Source organism: Natrialba magadii ATCC 43099 (genome assembly GCF_000025625.1).
Lineage (GTDB): Archaea > Halobacteriota > Halobacteria > Halobacteriales > Natrialbaceae > Natrialba > Natrialba magadii.
The window spans coordinates 2,345,220-2,359,868 of record NC_013922.1 but is presented as its reverse complement, the minus strand read 5'-3'; the positions used below and the strand labels follow the sequence as shown (position 1 = coordinate 2,359,868).

Annotated in this window: 16 protein-coding genes; 10 read left to right on the top strand and 6 right to left on the bottom strand. The window is 62.6% G+C overall.

Going from position 1 to position 14,649, the window contains the following annotated elements; genetic code table 11:
* The first annotated feature begins 60 nt into the window (after positions 1-60).
* Positions 61-1,206, top strand: coding sequence for an acyl-CoA dehydrogenase (locus tag NMAG_RS11065; RefSeq protein WP_004215570.1), 1,146 nt, complete (start codon positions 61-63; stop codon positions 1,204-1,206).
* A 144-nt stretch (positions 1,207-1,350) separates the two neighbouring features.
* Positions 1,351-2,190, top strand: coding sequence for a hypothetical protein (locus NMAG_RS11060; protein ID WP_004215571.1), 840 nt, complete (start codon positions 1,351-1,353; stop codon positions 2,188-2,190).
* Between the two features lie 18 nt (positions 2,191-2,208).
* On the opposite strand, the gene NMAG_RS11055 is transcribed toward NMAG_RS11060, so the two are convergent.
* Positions 2,209-2,553, bottom strand: a complete 345-nt coding sequence (locus NMAG_RS11055) for a PadR family transcriptional regulator (RefSeq protein ID WP_004215574.1) — start codon at positions 2,551-2,553, stop codon at positions 2,209-2,211.
* A 53-nt stretch (positions 2,554-2,606) separates the two neighbouring features.
* A complete protein-coding gene (locus NMAG_RS11050) occupies positions 2,607-3,470 on the bottom strand; it encodes a DUF3267 domain-containing protein (RefSeq protein WP_004215575.1) in 864 nt (287 codons plus the stop codon).
* 252 nt (positions 3,471-3,722) lie between these two features.
* Here NMAG_RS11050 and NMAG_RS11045 point away from each other — a divergent pair, with 252 nt between their 5' ends.
* Complete coding sequence (locus NMAG_RS11045; protein ID WP_004215577.1) at positions 3,723-4,079, top strand: DUF7111 family protein; 357 nt, start codon at positions 3,723-3,725, stop codon at positions 4,077-4,079.
* 123 nt (positions 4,080-4,202) lie between these two features.
* Positions 4,203-5,690 (top strand): heme o synthase, encoded by a 1,488-nt coding sequence (locus NMAG_RS11040; protein WP_004215578.1) that lies wholly within the window; start codon positions 4,203-4,205, stop codon positions 5,688-5,690.
* Between the two features lie 27 nt (positions 5,691-5,717).
* Here the strand turns inward: NMAG_RS11040 and NMAG_RS11035 are convergent, their stop codons facing one another.
* A complete protein-coding gene (locus NMAG_RS11035; RefSeq protein WP_004215579.1) occupies positions 5,718-6,716 on the bottom strand; it encodes an aldo/keto reductase in 999 nt (332 codons plus the stop codon).
* A 197-nt stretch (positions 6,717-6,913) separates the two neighbouring features.
* Here NMAG_RS11035 and folD point away from each other — a divergent pair, with 197 nt between their 5' ends.
* The gene (gene folD / locus NMAG_RS11030) at positions 6,914-7,807 is read left to right on the top strand and encodes a bifunctional methylenetetrahydrofolate dehydrogenase/methenyltetrahydrofolate cyclohydrolase FolD (RefSeq protein WP_004215580.1); all 894 of its coding nucleotides are present in this window, start codon (positions 6,914-6,916) and stop codon (positions 7,805-7,807) included.
* 18 nt (positions 7,808-7,825) lie between these two features.
* Here folD and NMAG_RS11025 read toward each other — a convergent pair whose 3' ends face one another.
* Together NMAG_RS11025 and NMAG_RS11020 are read right to left on the bottom strand one after the other, a co-directional pair.
* Positions 7,826-8,578 carry a DUF7117 family protein gene (locus tag NMAG_RS11025; protein WP_004215581.1) on the bottom strand — a complete coding sequence of 251 codons (753 nt, stop codon included), beginning with the start codon at positions 8,576-8,578 and terminating at the stop codon, positions 7,826-7,828.
* Between the two features lie 95 nt (positions 8,579-8,673).
* On the bottom strand, positions 8,674-9,708 hold the full coding sequence (locus tag NMAG_RS11020; protein WP_004215582.1) for a lysylphosphatidylglycerol synthase transmembrane domain-containing protein: 1,035 nt from the start codon (positions 9,706-9,708) through the stop codon (positions 8,674-8,676).
* Positions 9,709-10,272: 564 nt separating this feature from the next.
* Here NMAG_RS11020 and NMAG_RS22110 point away from each other — a divergent pair.
* The 3 genes from NMAG_RS22110 (at position 10,273) to NMAG_RS11010 (ending at position 11,723) form a co-directional block, all read left to right on the top strand.
* Positions 10,273-10,419 carry a hypothetical protein gene (locus NMAG_RS22110; RefSeq protein WP_004215583.1) on the top strand — a complete coding sequence of 49 codons (147 nt, stop codon included), beginning with the start codon at positions 10,273-10,275 and terminating at the stop codon, positions 10,417-10,419.
* 485 nt (positions 10,420-10,904) lie between these two features.
* Positions 10,905-11,180: a PadR family transcriptional regulator gene (locus NMAG_RS11015; protein ID WP_004215584.1), complete on the top strand. Its 276-nt coding sequence runs from the start codon at positions 10,905-10,907 to the stop codon at positions 11,178-11,180.
* 126 nt (positions 11,181-11,306) lie between these two features.
* Positions 11,307-11,723 (top strand): hypothetical protein, encoded by a 417-nt coding sequence (locus NMAG_RS11010; protein ID WP_012996665.1) that lies wholly within the window; start codon positions 11,307-11,309, stop codon positions 11,721-11,723.
* Between the two features lie 74 nt (positions 11,724-11,797).
* On the opposite strand, the gene NMAG_RS11005 is transcribed toward NMAG_RS11010, so the two are convergent.
* A complete protein-coding gene (locus tag NMAG_RS11005) occupies positions 11,798-12,781 on the bottom strand; it encodes a hypothetical protein (RefSeq protein WP_004215586.1) in 984 nt (327 codons plus the stop codon).
* A gap of 294 nt (positions 12,782-13,075) precedes the next feature.
* Here NMAG_RS11005 and NMAG_RS11000 point away from each other — a divergent pair, with 294 nt between their 5' ends.
* Positions 13,076-13,501, top strand: coding sequence for a DUF5802 family protein (locus NMAG_RS11000; RefSeq protein WP_004215588.1), 426 nt, complete (start codon positions 13,076-13,078; stop codon positions 13,499-13,501).
* 35 nt (positions 13,502-13,536) lie between these two features.
* Complete coding sequence (locus NMAG_RS10995; RefSeq protein ID WP_004215589.1) at positions 13,537-14,628, top strand: Vms1/Ankzf1 family peptidyl-tRNA hydrolase; 1,092 nt, start codon at positions 13,537-13,539, stop codon at positions 14,626-14,628.
* The last annotated feature ends 21 nt before the right edge of the window (positions 14,629-14,649 follow it).

Below are 14,649 nucleotides of genomic sequence, written 5' to 3'. Positions count from 1 at the left end.
CCATCCGTGAACCGGAATCCGAGAGGTAACAGTAAAGAATCGACCCGCCATAGCGCAGGTATGGACTTTGCGCTCTCGGCCGAGCAGCAACAGATTCGGGAGATGGTTTCGGAGTTCGTCGACGAGGAGATCGTTCCCGTCGCGGACGAGATCGACCACGAGGACGAGTTTCCGCAGGATCTCGTCGACGAGATGGCCGACCTCGGGCTGATGGGGATGCCGTTCCCCGAGGAGTACGGCGGAGCCGGTCTGGACTACCACTCCTACGCGATCGGACTCGAAGAGATCTCGCGTGGTTCCGGTGGTCTCGGGACCGTCGTCGCGGCTCACACCTCGCTCGCGGGGAACATGCTCTACGAGTTCGGCGACGACGCCCAGCTGGAGGAGTACCTGACGCCGCTCGCAGCCGGAGAGGACATCGGCGCGTTCGCGCTCTCGGAGGCGGGCGCGGGTAGCGATGTCCCAGCGATGGAGACTACTGCAGAGAAAGACGGCGACGAGTACGTACTCAACGGCGGCAAGCTCTGGATCTCGAACGGTTCCGTCTCGGACACCGTCACGGTCTTCGCGAAGACAGACGCCGACGCCGGCAACAAGGGAATCTCCTCGTTCGTCGTCCGCCCTGAGGAGGACGACGGCTTCATCGTCGAGAATACCGAGGAGAAACTCGGCGACAAGGGCTGTCCGACGGCCGAACTCCGATTCGACGACCTTCGGATTCCCGAGAACCGCCTCCTCGGTGCCGAGGGCGACGGCTTCGTGCAGGCGCTGAAGACCCTGAACGGCGGCCGGATCACCATCGCCGCACGCAGTATCGGTATCGCTCGCGCGGCCTTCGACGAGGCCCGCGACTACGCCGGCGAGCGCGAGCAGTTCGGCCAGCCGATCGGCGAGTTCCAGTCGATCAAACACAAACTCGCGGATATGGACACGAAGATCCAGGCGGCCCGGATGCTGATGCACAAGGCCGCAGACAAGAAGATCCGCGGCGAGAACTACATCAAGGACGCCGCGCAGGCGAAGCTCTACGCCAGCGAAATCTCCCGCGAGGTCGCAAACGAGGGGATCCAGATCCACGGCGGCTACGGCTACACCAAGGACTTCCCCGCAGAGCGGTTCTACCGCGACGCCAAGCTAAACGAGATCTACGAGGGCACGAGCGAAGTGCTGCGGAACACGATTGGCGACCAGGTACTCGATAACTGAGCGGTCCCGAGAACCCTTCTTTCTCACGGCTGTCGTCTCTCTTTCCCACTCCGCCGGTCCGTTTCGTACTCGAGTCCGCCACCGTCGCTCTCACAGCCTGTTCGATACAGCTATCTTACACGAACGTACTGCAGAAAACGAGCGATGTCCACGCGTACTCGAGTTGCCCTCCTGCTTCTCTTCGGAATCGGGCTGTTATGCAACCCGTTCTACCTTTGGCCGCACCACGCTGGCGACGCACACGAACTGCGTGCGAGTGAGACGCCGATCACGGCGGATGCTGCGACGGCCGTTCCGGTGGAGGACCTGCCGCCAGAGACGAGAACGGCTGTGGGGTCTGCAGTCGCGACACTCGAGTCGGCTGAGGACCTCCCCGGCGGCTGGCACCACGCCGATCAGGGTGGTGGCCACGACTGGCCGCGATACGAGAGCGAGGCGGCAGTCCCGATGACTGGGCTGTCCGAGACCGGTCCACCGACCGCTACAGTTGAGGAGACGGAGTATCTGCTGACGACCGTTACGGTCGAGCGCTCACCGCCCGTTCTTCCCGAGCAGTTCCGAATCCCGGTTGGTTTCGCCGGCGCGCTGGCGCTCGCGTTCGGTGGGCTTCTGGCCACCCGCGGGACGGTACAGTTGACGACCCGCGCCGCATGGGCGGTCGTCGGCGTCTGGTCGGGCGTTCTCCTGGCAACGGCCGCCTACGACGGGAGTTTCGCGGGTGTTTCACTCACGACCGTCCACGAAATTCCACTCGTCGGCATCGAACTCTCCACAGTCACTGGTGACCTTCTCGGAACAGCCGTCTGGGTCCTGCCGGCCGTTGGGTTCGTTCTCGGCGTTGGCTTCCGGCGCGAGCGGTGGCGATCCGGCGTCGGCGGGACGGGGGAACTCCTCTCGGTCCTCGCGTTGCTGGCCGTCACGTGGCCGTTCACGCTGCCGGGCGGGGTGCTTGGCTTCCTGATCGGTCAGGACCGATCCACATAACCGCCGCTTCTCTCCCGATCAGTCGTCGGCGTCGAGACACGCCCCCATCCACTCGTAATGGTCGTACAACCGCCGCTCGCCCGCCTCCGTGAGCGCGTACACGTCGTGTAGGCCTTCAGTTCGCTTCTCGACGAATCCCGCGTCCACGAGTGCCGACAGCGTGCCGTAGAACGACTTCGGTTCGATTCGGTCGTCGTAGTGGGACTCGAGTTGGGACTTGAGCTGTTGGCCGCGCAGTTCGCCTCGGGTGTCTGTCCCGTCAGTGTCGTCGACCTCGTTATCGTCCGGTTCGCTACTGGGAGCCGCTGCTGCGAGAAGGACACAGATATCACGCCGACGTCCGCTCTGGAGCCACTTGCTCATATGCTCTTCTCGACGGGATTGGTGCACGAGCGTTACGGTTCACAAGCGGCCGGTCACCGCACGACGTGGTCACGAACCGCGCCGAGGCCGGCCCAGCAGAGCCCGCCAGCGAGACTGACACCCGCGAATAGCGCCTCGCCGAGTTCGAATCGCGCGACGCCACTCGAGTCGACTTCGTGTCGGAAGAGAAGCAGGCGGTCGGTGACTATTTCGACGGTACCGGAACCGGCAGCGAGCGAGACGAGGACGAGGGCGATGGCAGTCGTCCCGAGGAGTGCGAGCGTCGCGACTGCTCCTGTAGCGATGCGCGAAAGGTGTGTCATTCCGGGGAGGTGTCGCGTTTCGGAGCCCTGAGTCGGCCCTGATTCAGGATCGTAAATCGCGAACCCCTGCACGTCGTTGTCCGGCAGGGCGTCGACCCGGACGCGACTCGGGTACTGGAGCAAGACGGCGGCCATCCAGAGGTCGCCAACCGAACCAGCACCGTTCGCTGCGAGTGCGAGGATGAGTAGCAGGGAGAGCACGTGTTCCGGCGCGGCGGCCATGATCGCGAGACCGCCCACCGTAATCACGACGAACGGCGCGACGAGGATGGCGAACAGTTGATTCCGCGTGAAGCACTCGTCGCCGACGGCTGCGTAGGCGTACGGAAAGAGCGCGTAGGAGAAGCCGATCCCGTAGGACGGGTCGCTGCCGTAACGGGCCATAAAGAGGCCGTGACAGCCCTCGTGGAGGACAACGACGAATCCGAGGACGAGTGCTGCGAGCCCGAGCCAGAACAGAAACGTCCCTGGTGGAAGAGCGGGAACGATGACCTGTTCGAGCCGTTCGCCCCGGAAGAGCGCATGCAGGTGAGCGAGACAGTAGCCGAGCGCGAAGAAGCCGACGACTGAGACGACGAGCCACTGGAGCGCCATGACTCGAGTTAGTCGAAACTCGGCGATAGGACCGGAGGGCGAGGCGGACGACCGTGACTCGGCTCCTGTCACGCGAGAACCGTCAGCCGGTGGGAAAAAAGGAATATCGGTTCGTGGTCGCACGTTCGCTGTTCGCCACGATGTCACGATGTCACGACGTCGTACAGTTCTCCCCCGCTTTCGTGTCACCAGCCTGTGACTCCATCGCAGACGAACCGATACTTTCCCGGTGACTGGCCCACGAGTAGGGGTATGACCGAGGACGCTGACACGGACACCGCTTCCGCCAGCACGAATACGACAACCGCCACCGCCAACGGCATCCGTGCCACCTACGACGAAACCGAAACCGAGCGCCGACTCGAGTTCGTCGCCGGCGTCGATGACGACGATGCGGTCGTGACTGCAACGCCGCGTGCGGCTGGAACCGCGGCCATCGCTCAGAATATCGAGGGCTACGCCATGCTCAAGGTGCGACCGACCGCAGATGGCGACGAACTCGAGCGCTACTACGGCTTCGATATGGCGCTCGATCACGTGGCGGAATTGCTCGGCGTCTCACAGCACGACCTGCCGATTCCTGAGGCGGCCGACGATATGGGCATGTAACTACACGTAACTACGGTCCCCATCTCGAACACGTTCGCCTACGACGGCGTGGGAAACCGATAGCACAGCCGGCAAAAACGGGAGCCATAAATATACGGAGTGGAAGGGTATAGACGAGTAGCCGTGGCAACCGAATCTGAGTCATTTCCCCGTCCGATCCGGACACGCCGCCGCTTTTCAGGACTGCTCGCAGCGACTGCGCTCGGCGTTTACCTCCTGTTGATCGTCGGCGCGACGACCTCGCTGACGGACGCTGCCGCGGCCTGTTCGACGTGGCCGACCTGTCACGCGCCGGCCGATCCGCTGAATCAGACCCAGCTCGTCGTCGCCTGGGGTCACCGGCTGGCGGCCGTTCTCGTCGGCCTCCTCGTCGCTGCGACGACTATCGCAACCCTGTTCGGCGACGTTACGCGTCGCGTTCGGGTCGCTATCTTCGCTGGTGCGTTGCTGTACGCCGTCCAGATCGGTGTCGGCGCTGCAACGGCGGTTCTCGGCCCCGCTGCGGTCGTTCCAGGGCTCCACCTTGGGCTCGGCCTCGCAATCTTCACGACAATCGTTCTCGCGCTCGCCTGGGACCTCGAACTCGCGACCGGTTCCGAGACCGACGATGGACTCGAGTTCGGTGCGCCGACGGAAGTGCCAACGGATGAGCCATCGAGTCCGGAACCGGAACCAACACCAGCCGCCGATGACACGACGACTGGACGCTCTCTGCCCGAGAGCCGTCTCGCTCGCGCTCGACTCACCGCCTTTGCGTACTTCAAGATGATGAAGCCGCGGCTGATGTGGTTGCTATGTCTCGTCGCGGCGGCAGGGATGGCGCTCGCGGCCGGCCCCGCGCTTACGCTCGACGTCATCCTCGCCACGCTCGGCGGCGGTGTGCTCGCAATCGGCGCGTCGGGAACGTTCAATCACGTCCTCGAGCGCGACGTGGACAAGCGAATGTCCCGAACCTCGGACCGACCGCTCGCCACGGAGTTGATTCCGGTCCGCAACGCGATGCTGTTCGGGCTCTTCCTGACGACAGCGTCGCTGTCGGTCTTCCTGACGATTAACATGCTCGCGGCCGCCCTCGGACTCGCCGCAATCTTGTTCTACAGCGTTGTCTACACGCTGTTGCTCAAACCGAACACGGTCCAGAACACGGTCATTGGCGGGCTCGCTGGCGCGCTGCCGGCACTGATCGGCTGGGCCGCCGTGACGAACGAAATCGGCATGCCCGCACTCGCCCTCGCAGGCGTCATCTTCCTCTGGACGCCGGCGCACTTCTACAACCTCGCGCTCGCGTACAAGGACGACTACGCCCGCGGTGGCTTCCCGATGATGCCCGTCGTCCGCGGCGAGACAGAGACGCGAAAACACATCATCTACTATCTCGCCGCGACGCTCGCTAGCACGGTCGCACTCGCCTGGATCACCGACCTCGGCGCGCTCTACGCCGGCACGGTCGTCATCTTCGGTGGCGTCTTCCTCTGGGCCGCCATCGTCCTCCACTTCGAACAGACCGAGGCCGCGGCGTTCCGCGCGTTCCACGCCTCCAACGCTTTCCTCGGTGCTGTGCTCGTCGCGATTCTCGTTGACGCGCTCGTGGTGACGACACCGCTGTTCTAACTCTCCACGTTTTGGCCCTCGAGCCGGCTACTGAATCCCACCACGAGCCTCGTCGATCCGCTCGAACTGCTCGTCGGTCAACTCGAGTTCCACCGCGCCGGCGTTCTCCTCGAGTTGGTCCGGCGAGCGCGCGCCCACGATAGGGACGCACGTGAACCGCTCCTGCTCGATGAGCCAGCGCAGCGAGACCTGTGCCGGCGTGGCCTCGACCTCGCTCGCGACGGATTCGACGGCATCGAGGACGTCCCACGCGCGGTCGGTCGCGTAGCGATCTTCGAACAGGTCGTCGAGATTCCCCCGCGAGCCGTCGGGAGCCTCGACGCCGCCGTCCTCGGTACGCTCGTACTTGCCGGTGAGGAAGCCGCCGGCAAGCGGCGAGTACGGACAGACTGCCAGCTCCTGGTCGGCACAGACGTCGAGGTAGTCGCCGACAGCGTCGTAATGGGCGGCGTTGACCATCGGCTGGGTGACGTCGAAACGCTCGAGTCCCTCCACGTCGCTGGTCCAGAGCGCCTTGGTCAGTTGCCAGGCGGCCATCGTCGAGGCACCGAGATAGTGGACTTTCCCCTCGCGGACGAGTTCGGTGAGGACGGACATGGTCTCCCGAATCGGGGTGTCCTCGTCCCAGCGGTGGATGTAGTAGAGGTCGAGGTAGTCGGTCCCGAGTCGCTCCAGGGTGCCCTCGATCTGGGCGCGGATGTGCTTGCGCCCGAGTCCGGAGTCGTTCGGGCCGGATTCGCCCCAGCCGTCGAACGAGAAGTAGACCTTCGAGGCGATGACGAAGTCCTCGCGGTCGTGGTCTGTGAGCCACTCACCGATCCACTCCTCGCTGGTGCCGTCGGGGTCGCCGTAGACGTTCGCCGTGTCGATGAAGTTGATGCCGTTCTCCCAGGCTGCATCGAGCAGTTCGTGGGCCTCCTCGCGGTCAGTTTCGACGGTGTCGCCGTGCTTCTTGCCGAAGCGCCAGGTGCCAAAACAGAGCTTCGAGACGGTCGTTCCGGTGTTTCCGAGCGTCGTGTACTCCATACTCGCTTGCACGTATTTTCCCGGGTGCCAAAACAGATGGGGCGTCGTGGGCCGGTTGCCGGCTCCGTGTACTGGTGTCCGTATTGGGGCCCCCACCACAGAATATGACCACATACTTGTATATATTTGGCCGGAACGGGTGTAGTGTTGGGCACAAACCCGAGCATTAATGAGCATCCCAGCCGGCAACTCGAGTAATGACCGAGATCATCGACGGCAACGCCGTCGCGAGCGAGATTCGCGAGGACCTGACCGACGCTATCGAGACGCTCGCTGATGCGGGCGCGCGTCCCGGGCTAGCGACGGTGCTGATGGGCGACGACCCCGCCAGCGAAACCTACGTGAACATGAAACAGCGCGACTGCGAGGAGGTCGGCATCGAGAGCTACCACGTCGACGTCGACGGCGACGCCTCCCCGGAGACGCTGTACGACGAAATCGCCGCGCTCAACGAGAACGACGACGTCCACGGCTACATCGTCCAGGCCCCCGTCCCGAACCACGTCGACTACCGCGAGGTCATCCGTCGCGTCGACCCTGCCAAGGACGTCGACGGCTTCCACCCCGAGAACGTCGGTCGCCTCGTCGCCGGCGACGCCCGCTTCCGTCCCTGCACCCCCCACGGCGTCCAGAAGCTACTCGAGTCCGCTGGCGTCGAGATCGAGGGCAAAGACGTGACGATCGTCGGCCGTTCGGATATCGTTGGCAAGCCGCTCGCGAATCTGTTGATCCAGAAGGCCGACGACGGCAACGCGACGGTGACGGTCTGTCACTCCCGAACGGACGACCTGGCCGAAAAGACTCGCAGTGCGGATATCGTCGTCGCAGCGGTCGGCGTACCGGAACTGATCGACGGCTCGATGATCGGCGACGACGCGGTCGTCATCGACGTCGGCGTTAATCGTGTCGATGCAGATACCGAGAAGGGGTACGAACTCGTCGGCGACGTCGAGTTCGAGAGCGCGAAAGAACAGGCGAGCGCGATCACGCCGGTGCCAGGCGGTGTCGGTCCGATGACGCGCGCGATGTTGCTGTACAACACCGTCAAAGCCGCGAGTCTGCAGGAAGGAATCGACGTTTCGCTGCCTTGAGCACGGGGAAAGTCAGCGTCAGATTTCTGCCTCGAGTCGCTCCAACCGATCCTGCGCCCGCCCCAGTACCACCTCGTCACCGCGAAGCCCGTCTGCCAGGTCGCGGGTCGCTTCGACCAGCCGATCCGCAGTTTCCGGCTCGATGTCACCATCCAGGAGTCGGATCCGCTTGACGTGCTCGCCGAGGGACTCGAGTACCTGCCGTTCCGATTTCGCCAACTCCTCCTGTGTTCGTCCCGTCTCTCCCTCCTCGAGCCACGTGCGAACGTCGCGGCGATACTCCTGGACGGCGTTTGCCATAGCGAGACCGCGTGCCGCCTGCAGCCCGGGTGGCACGTCGTCGACCGGCGGGCGCTCGCCGGTGTCGGCGTCCCGGAGCAACGAGAGGAAGTACAGTTCGTCCCGGTCGTCGAGCGAGGCACCGTACTCGAGTTCTCGAGTGACGACGTCGGCGACGTGTCTGAGTTCGATGGCGGCGAGGTAGGTGTCGTCGAGGTCGCGGAGGTCGCCGGCGTTGACGAAGCCGCGCTGGCGGACGTACTCGCGACAGCGATCGCGGGCGCGGTCGGCGAGGTCGCCGGTCGACGTGTCGTCGATGTCGGAGCGGATGGGTGTGAGGTCGAACGGGACCTGTAGATCGGTGTGCTCGGTTCGGTCGTCGGTCCCAACACTGCGGAGGCTGCCACAACCTGGGCAGTCGATGCTGCCGGTTTCGTAGTAGGACCAGCGAGTACCACAGTCCCTGCACTTGCGTTCGCCCCGAATCTTCATGCGGGCATCTACGGTGGGGGTACAAAAAGTCCTCACGGAGTCGTGGTCAACACCGGTGTTGCAGAGTGTCGTTTCCCGTACCGTCTGTGGGCGAACTACGAATCGGGGTTCGCTTCCGGTTGCGGGCCACGGAGGAACACTGCGGCTGCGGAGAGCCCGCCAACACCGACGGTGAGCCAGTAGGTGCTGAGCCGGTAGATGAGTGCGACCGTGAGCGCGGTGGCGAGTTCGAGGCCGCCGAGTGTCGCGAGGACGCCGGTCACCATCGTTTCGACGCCGCCGGTACCGCCGGGGGCGGGGATGACTGTGCCGAGTTTTCCGAACGCGACGGCGAGTGCGACGACCGGTAGTGCGAGCCGGTAGCCAAGTGCGAGTCCGCCGAGGTAGACCGGCAACATGAGAAAGAGCATGCCGAGGTGAGCGAAGACGATAGCGGCGATGAGGGCCATCCGGTCTGCTGATATCGTGTCGATCGTTCCGTAGAAGCCGTCAAGTCGCGAACGGACGGTCTGTTTCGCAAATCGGTCTTCGAACCGAGTCGAGAACCGAGAGAGGAGTCTCCGGATCCCGGCGGTCAGCCACAGGACTAGCGCATAGACGACCGATGGGCGACGAATCGTGACGAAGACGACGCCGACAACGACCGAGAACAGGCCGGTGAACGCGAGCAGTTGGAAGGAGAGATCCGTCCCGAGCGCGCCAGTGACGAGGATCACACCGAGTGCGACGAACCCGTAGGTGTAGTAGGGGACGTAGTTTAGCAGATCCGCAGACAACACGCTGGCTAGCCCGTCCTCGAAGGCCATCTCGCCGCGCTGTGACACGAGATAGGCCACGAACGGCTCGGTCGCGAGTTGGCCGTAGGGTGTGACGTATTTGATGAACATCGCACTTAGAAAGAGCGCGACGATTCGTATCCGCGGCAGCGTGTCGTCGACGACCGAGAGGAACTGGTCCCAGACGAGCGCACGAAAGGCCAGTGCAAGCAGCCCCGATCCGACCGCGAGTCCGAGAAACCGATAGTCGGCACTCGAGAACTCTCCGGCGACGGCCTGGCCGCCGACAACGCGAATCAGGACGCCCAGGAGGAGGAGGGCGAGAACGAAACCAAGGGCAATCCGACGGTTCACACACGAACATTGCACTGAGCCTACAATTAAGTTGCGAATAGTCTCCTCACAGATGCAACTGGCGGCGACGAGTAGCGAGCAGCCACAACGTGGCTGATCACGTCCCCGTTCATCCGTCGCGGTTGCTGACTGTTGTGAAAACAAACGAATGACTACTAGCTGAAACGACGACAGCGGACGAGAACGGAGAGCCACGGAAACGCTAACAAATCGTTACTGCGTTACCGGGACGAGCGGTTGCGGGTTCCGACGCTCTCACACCCATTCACCCGCCAACCACAGACTGACCCGATCGCCACTCCATCCTGTGCCCAGGAGCCAGTCGACCGAACTCGAGTACGGTCGACGTCGATGCGGACGAACGGGCAATCAGCATCGATTTCGGTGCGGAGTGTGATCGGGTTGCTTGGAAACTCGTCTCGGCTTATACGGGTCGTTGTAGCGCTTTGTCGGTGATCGCTCTGACAGGTGGAGCGATCACCCGTACCAAACTACAACGGGCTGTATCACTGGTCGCCCTGCTATCCCGGCGACCTTTTTTGTCTGTCGGGTGTATGCTATCGTATGCGTGATGAAGAAGAGATTCGCGAGCAGTACGAGTTCCTGACGGAGCACCTCGAGAGCGACGAGATGAATCACGACGGCGTCGAGCAGATGTTTACCTACTACAAGCGTGCGCTTGGCTGGGTACTCGAGGAAGAACACATGTGACCCCCGCGGTCTGCTGGAGGCGGGTGGAACACATCACGAAACGGGAGTGTGTCGTCACATTTAAGTGGTCCCAGCAGAATCTTTCTGGTGACGCTTCGCTTGGAGGGCCGAAGCGTCAGCGGGGACCAATTCAGGGCGGCAAGCAATCGCGTGACGTTTTTCCCGTCACGCGATTTGCTTTCCTGTTTACTACATTGCTGAGCTGCTGGTTCGTCTGTCGCGGACAGGCCGAGTCGATTTGAACGTGGAGTGCTTACTGTACGTGTGAGTGTGTCGTCAGACCGCGATCAAATATTCGGTTCTGGAAACGACGAACCGTAAACATGAACGGCTCATTATGTGTGTTTTCACGTCGAATCAGTCATGGGTGTTATCAATCGAAACTCAATGAAACGACTATATTCGCTGGTAATACCCCAGTTTCGTTCGAAACAACCCGACACCCTTATTAAAATTCGACAGTAAGTGCAGGTGGTACTTTCCCAATGTACGACCTGACAGGATTCCAGCGTGACCTGCTATACGTCATCGCTGGCGAGGAGGAACCCCACGGACTGGCAATCAAGGAGGAACTCGAGAACTACTACGAGAAAGAAATCCATCACGGCCGTCTCTACCCGAACCTGGATACGCTCGTCGACAAGGGACTCGTCGAGAAGGGACACCGCGACCGGCGGACGAACTTCTACACGCTCACCCGTCGTGGCCGTCGGGAACTCGAGGCGCGCCGGGACTGGGAAGGGCAGTACGTCGACCTCTAGAGAGGGTCTCCACTCGCACTGCACACCGCTTGCGGTAGACCAATGCAATGTTACAGTGTGCGGTCACATCCTATCCGTTGTCTCGCATCCTCGCAGTAGCCGCCATCTGCCACGCCCGTGGTTTCAGTGTCACTCTCAGCTCGAACATCCACTGCGCTCGCCGGCTTGCTGTTCGGTATCGCCGTGAGCATTGCCGCCTGGGTCGTTCTGGATACGCTTCTTCTCTTTTTGTTCCTCCCGTTCGTTCCCTTCCTGTTCAGTCGTGGCGAGGCCGGACAGGCAATTGACCTCCTCCTCCGCGTGAACGCGGAGGAGGAGGTCAAGCCGGCAGTCCTCGTTCGCGATGTACGCGCGAACACCGACTCAGGTGCCAGCCCGGTGGCGAACTGGATTCCGTACGTTGGCGGTCCCCTGGTAGTCGCCGCTCTGTCGTACCTGCTGGCATCGGTTCAGTTCGGTTCCGTGAACCCGGCCGGTGACGCGATCTACGCCTTTGCAGGGACATTCTGGGTCGCGACGGTGGTGTATCTACTCCGACAGTAACTCCGAGTCCGTCACAGGATAGGAGTAACAGCTGTGTGGCTCAGCCATCGGTACGCCTGTTCGACAAATCAGGTTCAGGTAGAGCCAGAACCAGAACTAGAATTAGCACCAGAATCGGACGCATCGCCAGATTCGTCGGATGCGCCAGAATCAGTGTGATTTCCCGACTGACCAGGGGAAACGTCGCGCTGTGCATCGCTGTCACCGACTCCCTGCCCGGAATGCTGCTCACCTTGTCCGTTCCCTTGCCCGCGAGCATCATCTCCAGCAGCGTTTTCGTGTGACGGCGTGGAACTATTCGACTCCGCCTGAACCGGTTTTTGGGTGTGGCTGTCTGAACCCGCGTGCGCCGGCGGACCGCCACCCACACCGGGATGATCCGTGAAGCCGGGCAGTCCCTGCGCGGTCGTCGCAACTTCCGGACCGGCAAGCGCCGACGCGTTCTCCTGGAGCGTTTCGAACCGTGTCGGATCGTGACCAGCCGCGACGCCTTTCGGCTTCGTTCGCTCGATCGAGTCGTTCAACGAGGCAATTTCGACAGTCAACCGCGTCAACCGTGCCTGATACGCAGCCGGGGAGAGGTCCTCCTTCCGGTCGCGCAGTTCTGCACGCTCGGCCTCGAGTTCGGCGAGTCGGTCGTCGAACGATGCCGTGCGCTCCTCGACGAGTTGTGCTTTCGACTCGTTGTCGGCCGCGTCGTACGTCACGTCGAACAGTCCATCATTGACTGTGTGCTCGGCGTCTGCGGCTGTCGACTGGACGAAGTCACCGACTGTTGTGTTCGGGTTCGTACTCGAGTCCGAGTCCGAATCTGCGCTTGTGCCTGGGCCTGGGTCAGGGTCTGAGTCCGGGTCTGAGTCTGAGTCCGAGTCTGTCACCGAGGCGTCCGCATCACTCGTTGCAGTCTCGGCGGCCAAATTCGTGACTGTCTGGGACTGTGTGTCTACGTCGCCCATTTCGTCGGGTGTTGCAGGAACGATGGCTGCACCCGCAATGGGTGCAACCGTTAGTCCGAGGACGGCGAGGAAGACGAAACCAACGACCCGAGTAGTACTCATCGTATTCACCTCATCTCTGTCCTAACACCCTAAAAAGTCGAACCTTCGTTCGAACCGTTCAATCACCAACGGTGATCGATACCGCGCGTTCTGAACGGTTAAACGGTTGTGCAAACGCGAAACGAACTCCCCAGATTCGGCCGTGCAGAACTGAAATCAGCGGCTGAAAACAGTATGAACCGTGAAACAGGAGCGGGCGACACGTGCTGGGGAACCTGAAAAGACGCTGATAGCGGACCGGGATAAGCTTGTCCGATAATAGTTATGCCACTCCAGACCATGGGTACTAGTGTCATGTTCGAGGCCTTCTCGCGGAACTACTACCTCGGGCGACTCTACGTGACTCCGACCGACGGGGACCACGCACTCATGCACAGCGATCAGCACGAGCGGATCAACGAAGCGGTGTACGCAACCGGTGACGGCGTCGAACCGCTCGATACACCGCTCGTGATGAAACTCGAAACCCAGCACTTCCCTGTCCACGGCGACGCTGCCGTCCCGACGGACACGCTCGCCCTTCCCGAATCAGTGCTCTCAGACACCGAAATCAGAAATCCACCCTCCCTGCGGGAGGTACTACTCGCACGCCGTGAGTGTGCCACGCAGTTGCTGTCGTTCTTCCCGGGGCTGGGACAGGGAGGTCAGATGGGCAGGAACCAGCACCGTGACGGGGCCGACTCGAGTCTCGAGGACGACTTCCCGGGTGCCGGAACCTAGGTTTAGAAGTACTCTCGGGTCGCCTGTTCGGTCAGATGCTCGATGAGTTGCTCGGCCGCGCGTCGCTAAAGGAGCGCATCGACGAACTCGAGGAGGAACGGGACAGTCTAAAAGCGCGCTACGAGGCCGAATCCGAGCGCCGAGCCGACGCCGCAACGGCCAAACAGGAGGCCGAAGCGGCGGTCAACCGGCTCGAAGACCGCATCGCGCAACTCGAGGGCGAACTCGAGCGCCTGGAAGACGACGACGCGGCGACGACGGGACTCGAGTACACCCGTCAGGAGACGCTTCGCGGTGGACGACTCGAGGAAGTGCTCGATCGGCTCGAGTCGGTGCGGACGGAGCCGGAAGGTGCGTTGACGGCGGTGGTGTCGGCTGAGGACGACCTTGGGTCGGCGGGCCAACGCGAGCGACACGGGCCGCAGTTCGACAGCGATCTCGCGGCTGTGCTCGGCGAACGAACTGTACTCGTCGACGAGGCCGCGCCGTGTCTGCTCTGTGTCGACGACGCTGGGCTGGTTTCGGTGGTACTCGAGCCGCCGGTGTTGCCGGGCGAGTTAGGTTCGAGTGCTGGTGGTCGCAGTGACACTAGAAACAGCAATCGCAACGCCAACGCCAGCGCCAACGCCAATGCCAACGCCAGCGCCAGCGCAAGCGCAAGTGCCACCCGCGCCAATAACTTCGAATCTGGCTGGCGAGACCGCTTCACACTCGAGCGCGAGTGGTTCCTGCCGACCGGCCGCTCGGTGCTCGCGCTCGTCAGAACCGACCTGTTCGCAGTCGGAGTCTACGACGGCGACGAGCGCGTCGCCTACCGCGGCTTCGAGAGCGACGTGAAGGGCAGTCACTCCAAGGGCGGCTTCTCGCAGGCCCGCTTCGAGCGGATTCGTGACGGACAGATCGACGACCACCTCGACGACTGCCGTGACGCACTCGCGGACGTCCTCGCAGACGAACCCGACGCGCGACTCTTTCTGACGGGCCAGCGCGGCGTCATCGAGACGCTCGCCGACGAGTCGGAACTCGAGCCGGACGCGACCGCAGCCGTCGACGCGACCGGCGATCCGAAGGATGCACTCGAGGACGCCTACGGCTCGTTCTGGACGACTGAACTGTCAGTGCTGTAGTGGCGAGCAGCCAGTCGACTG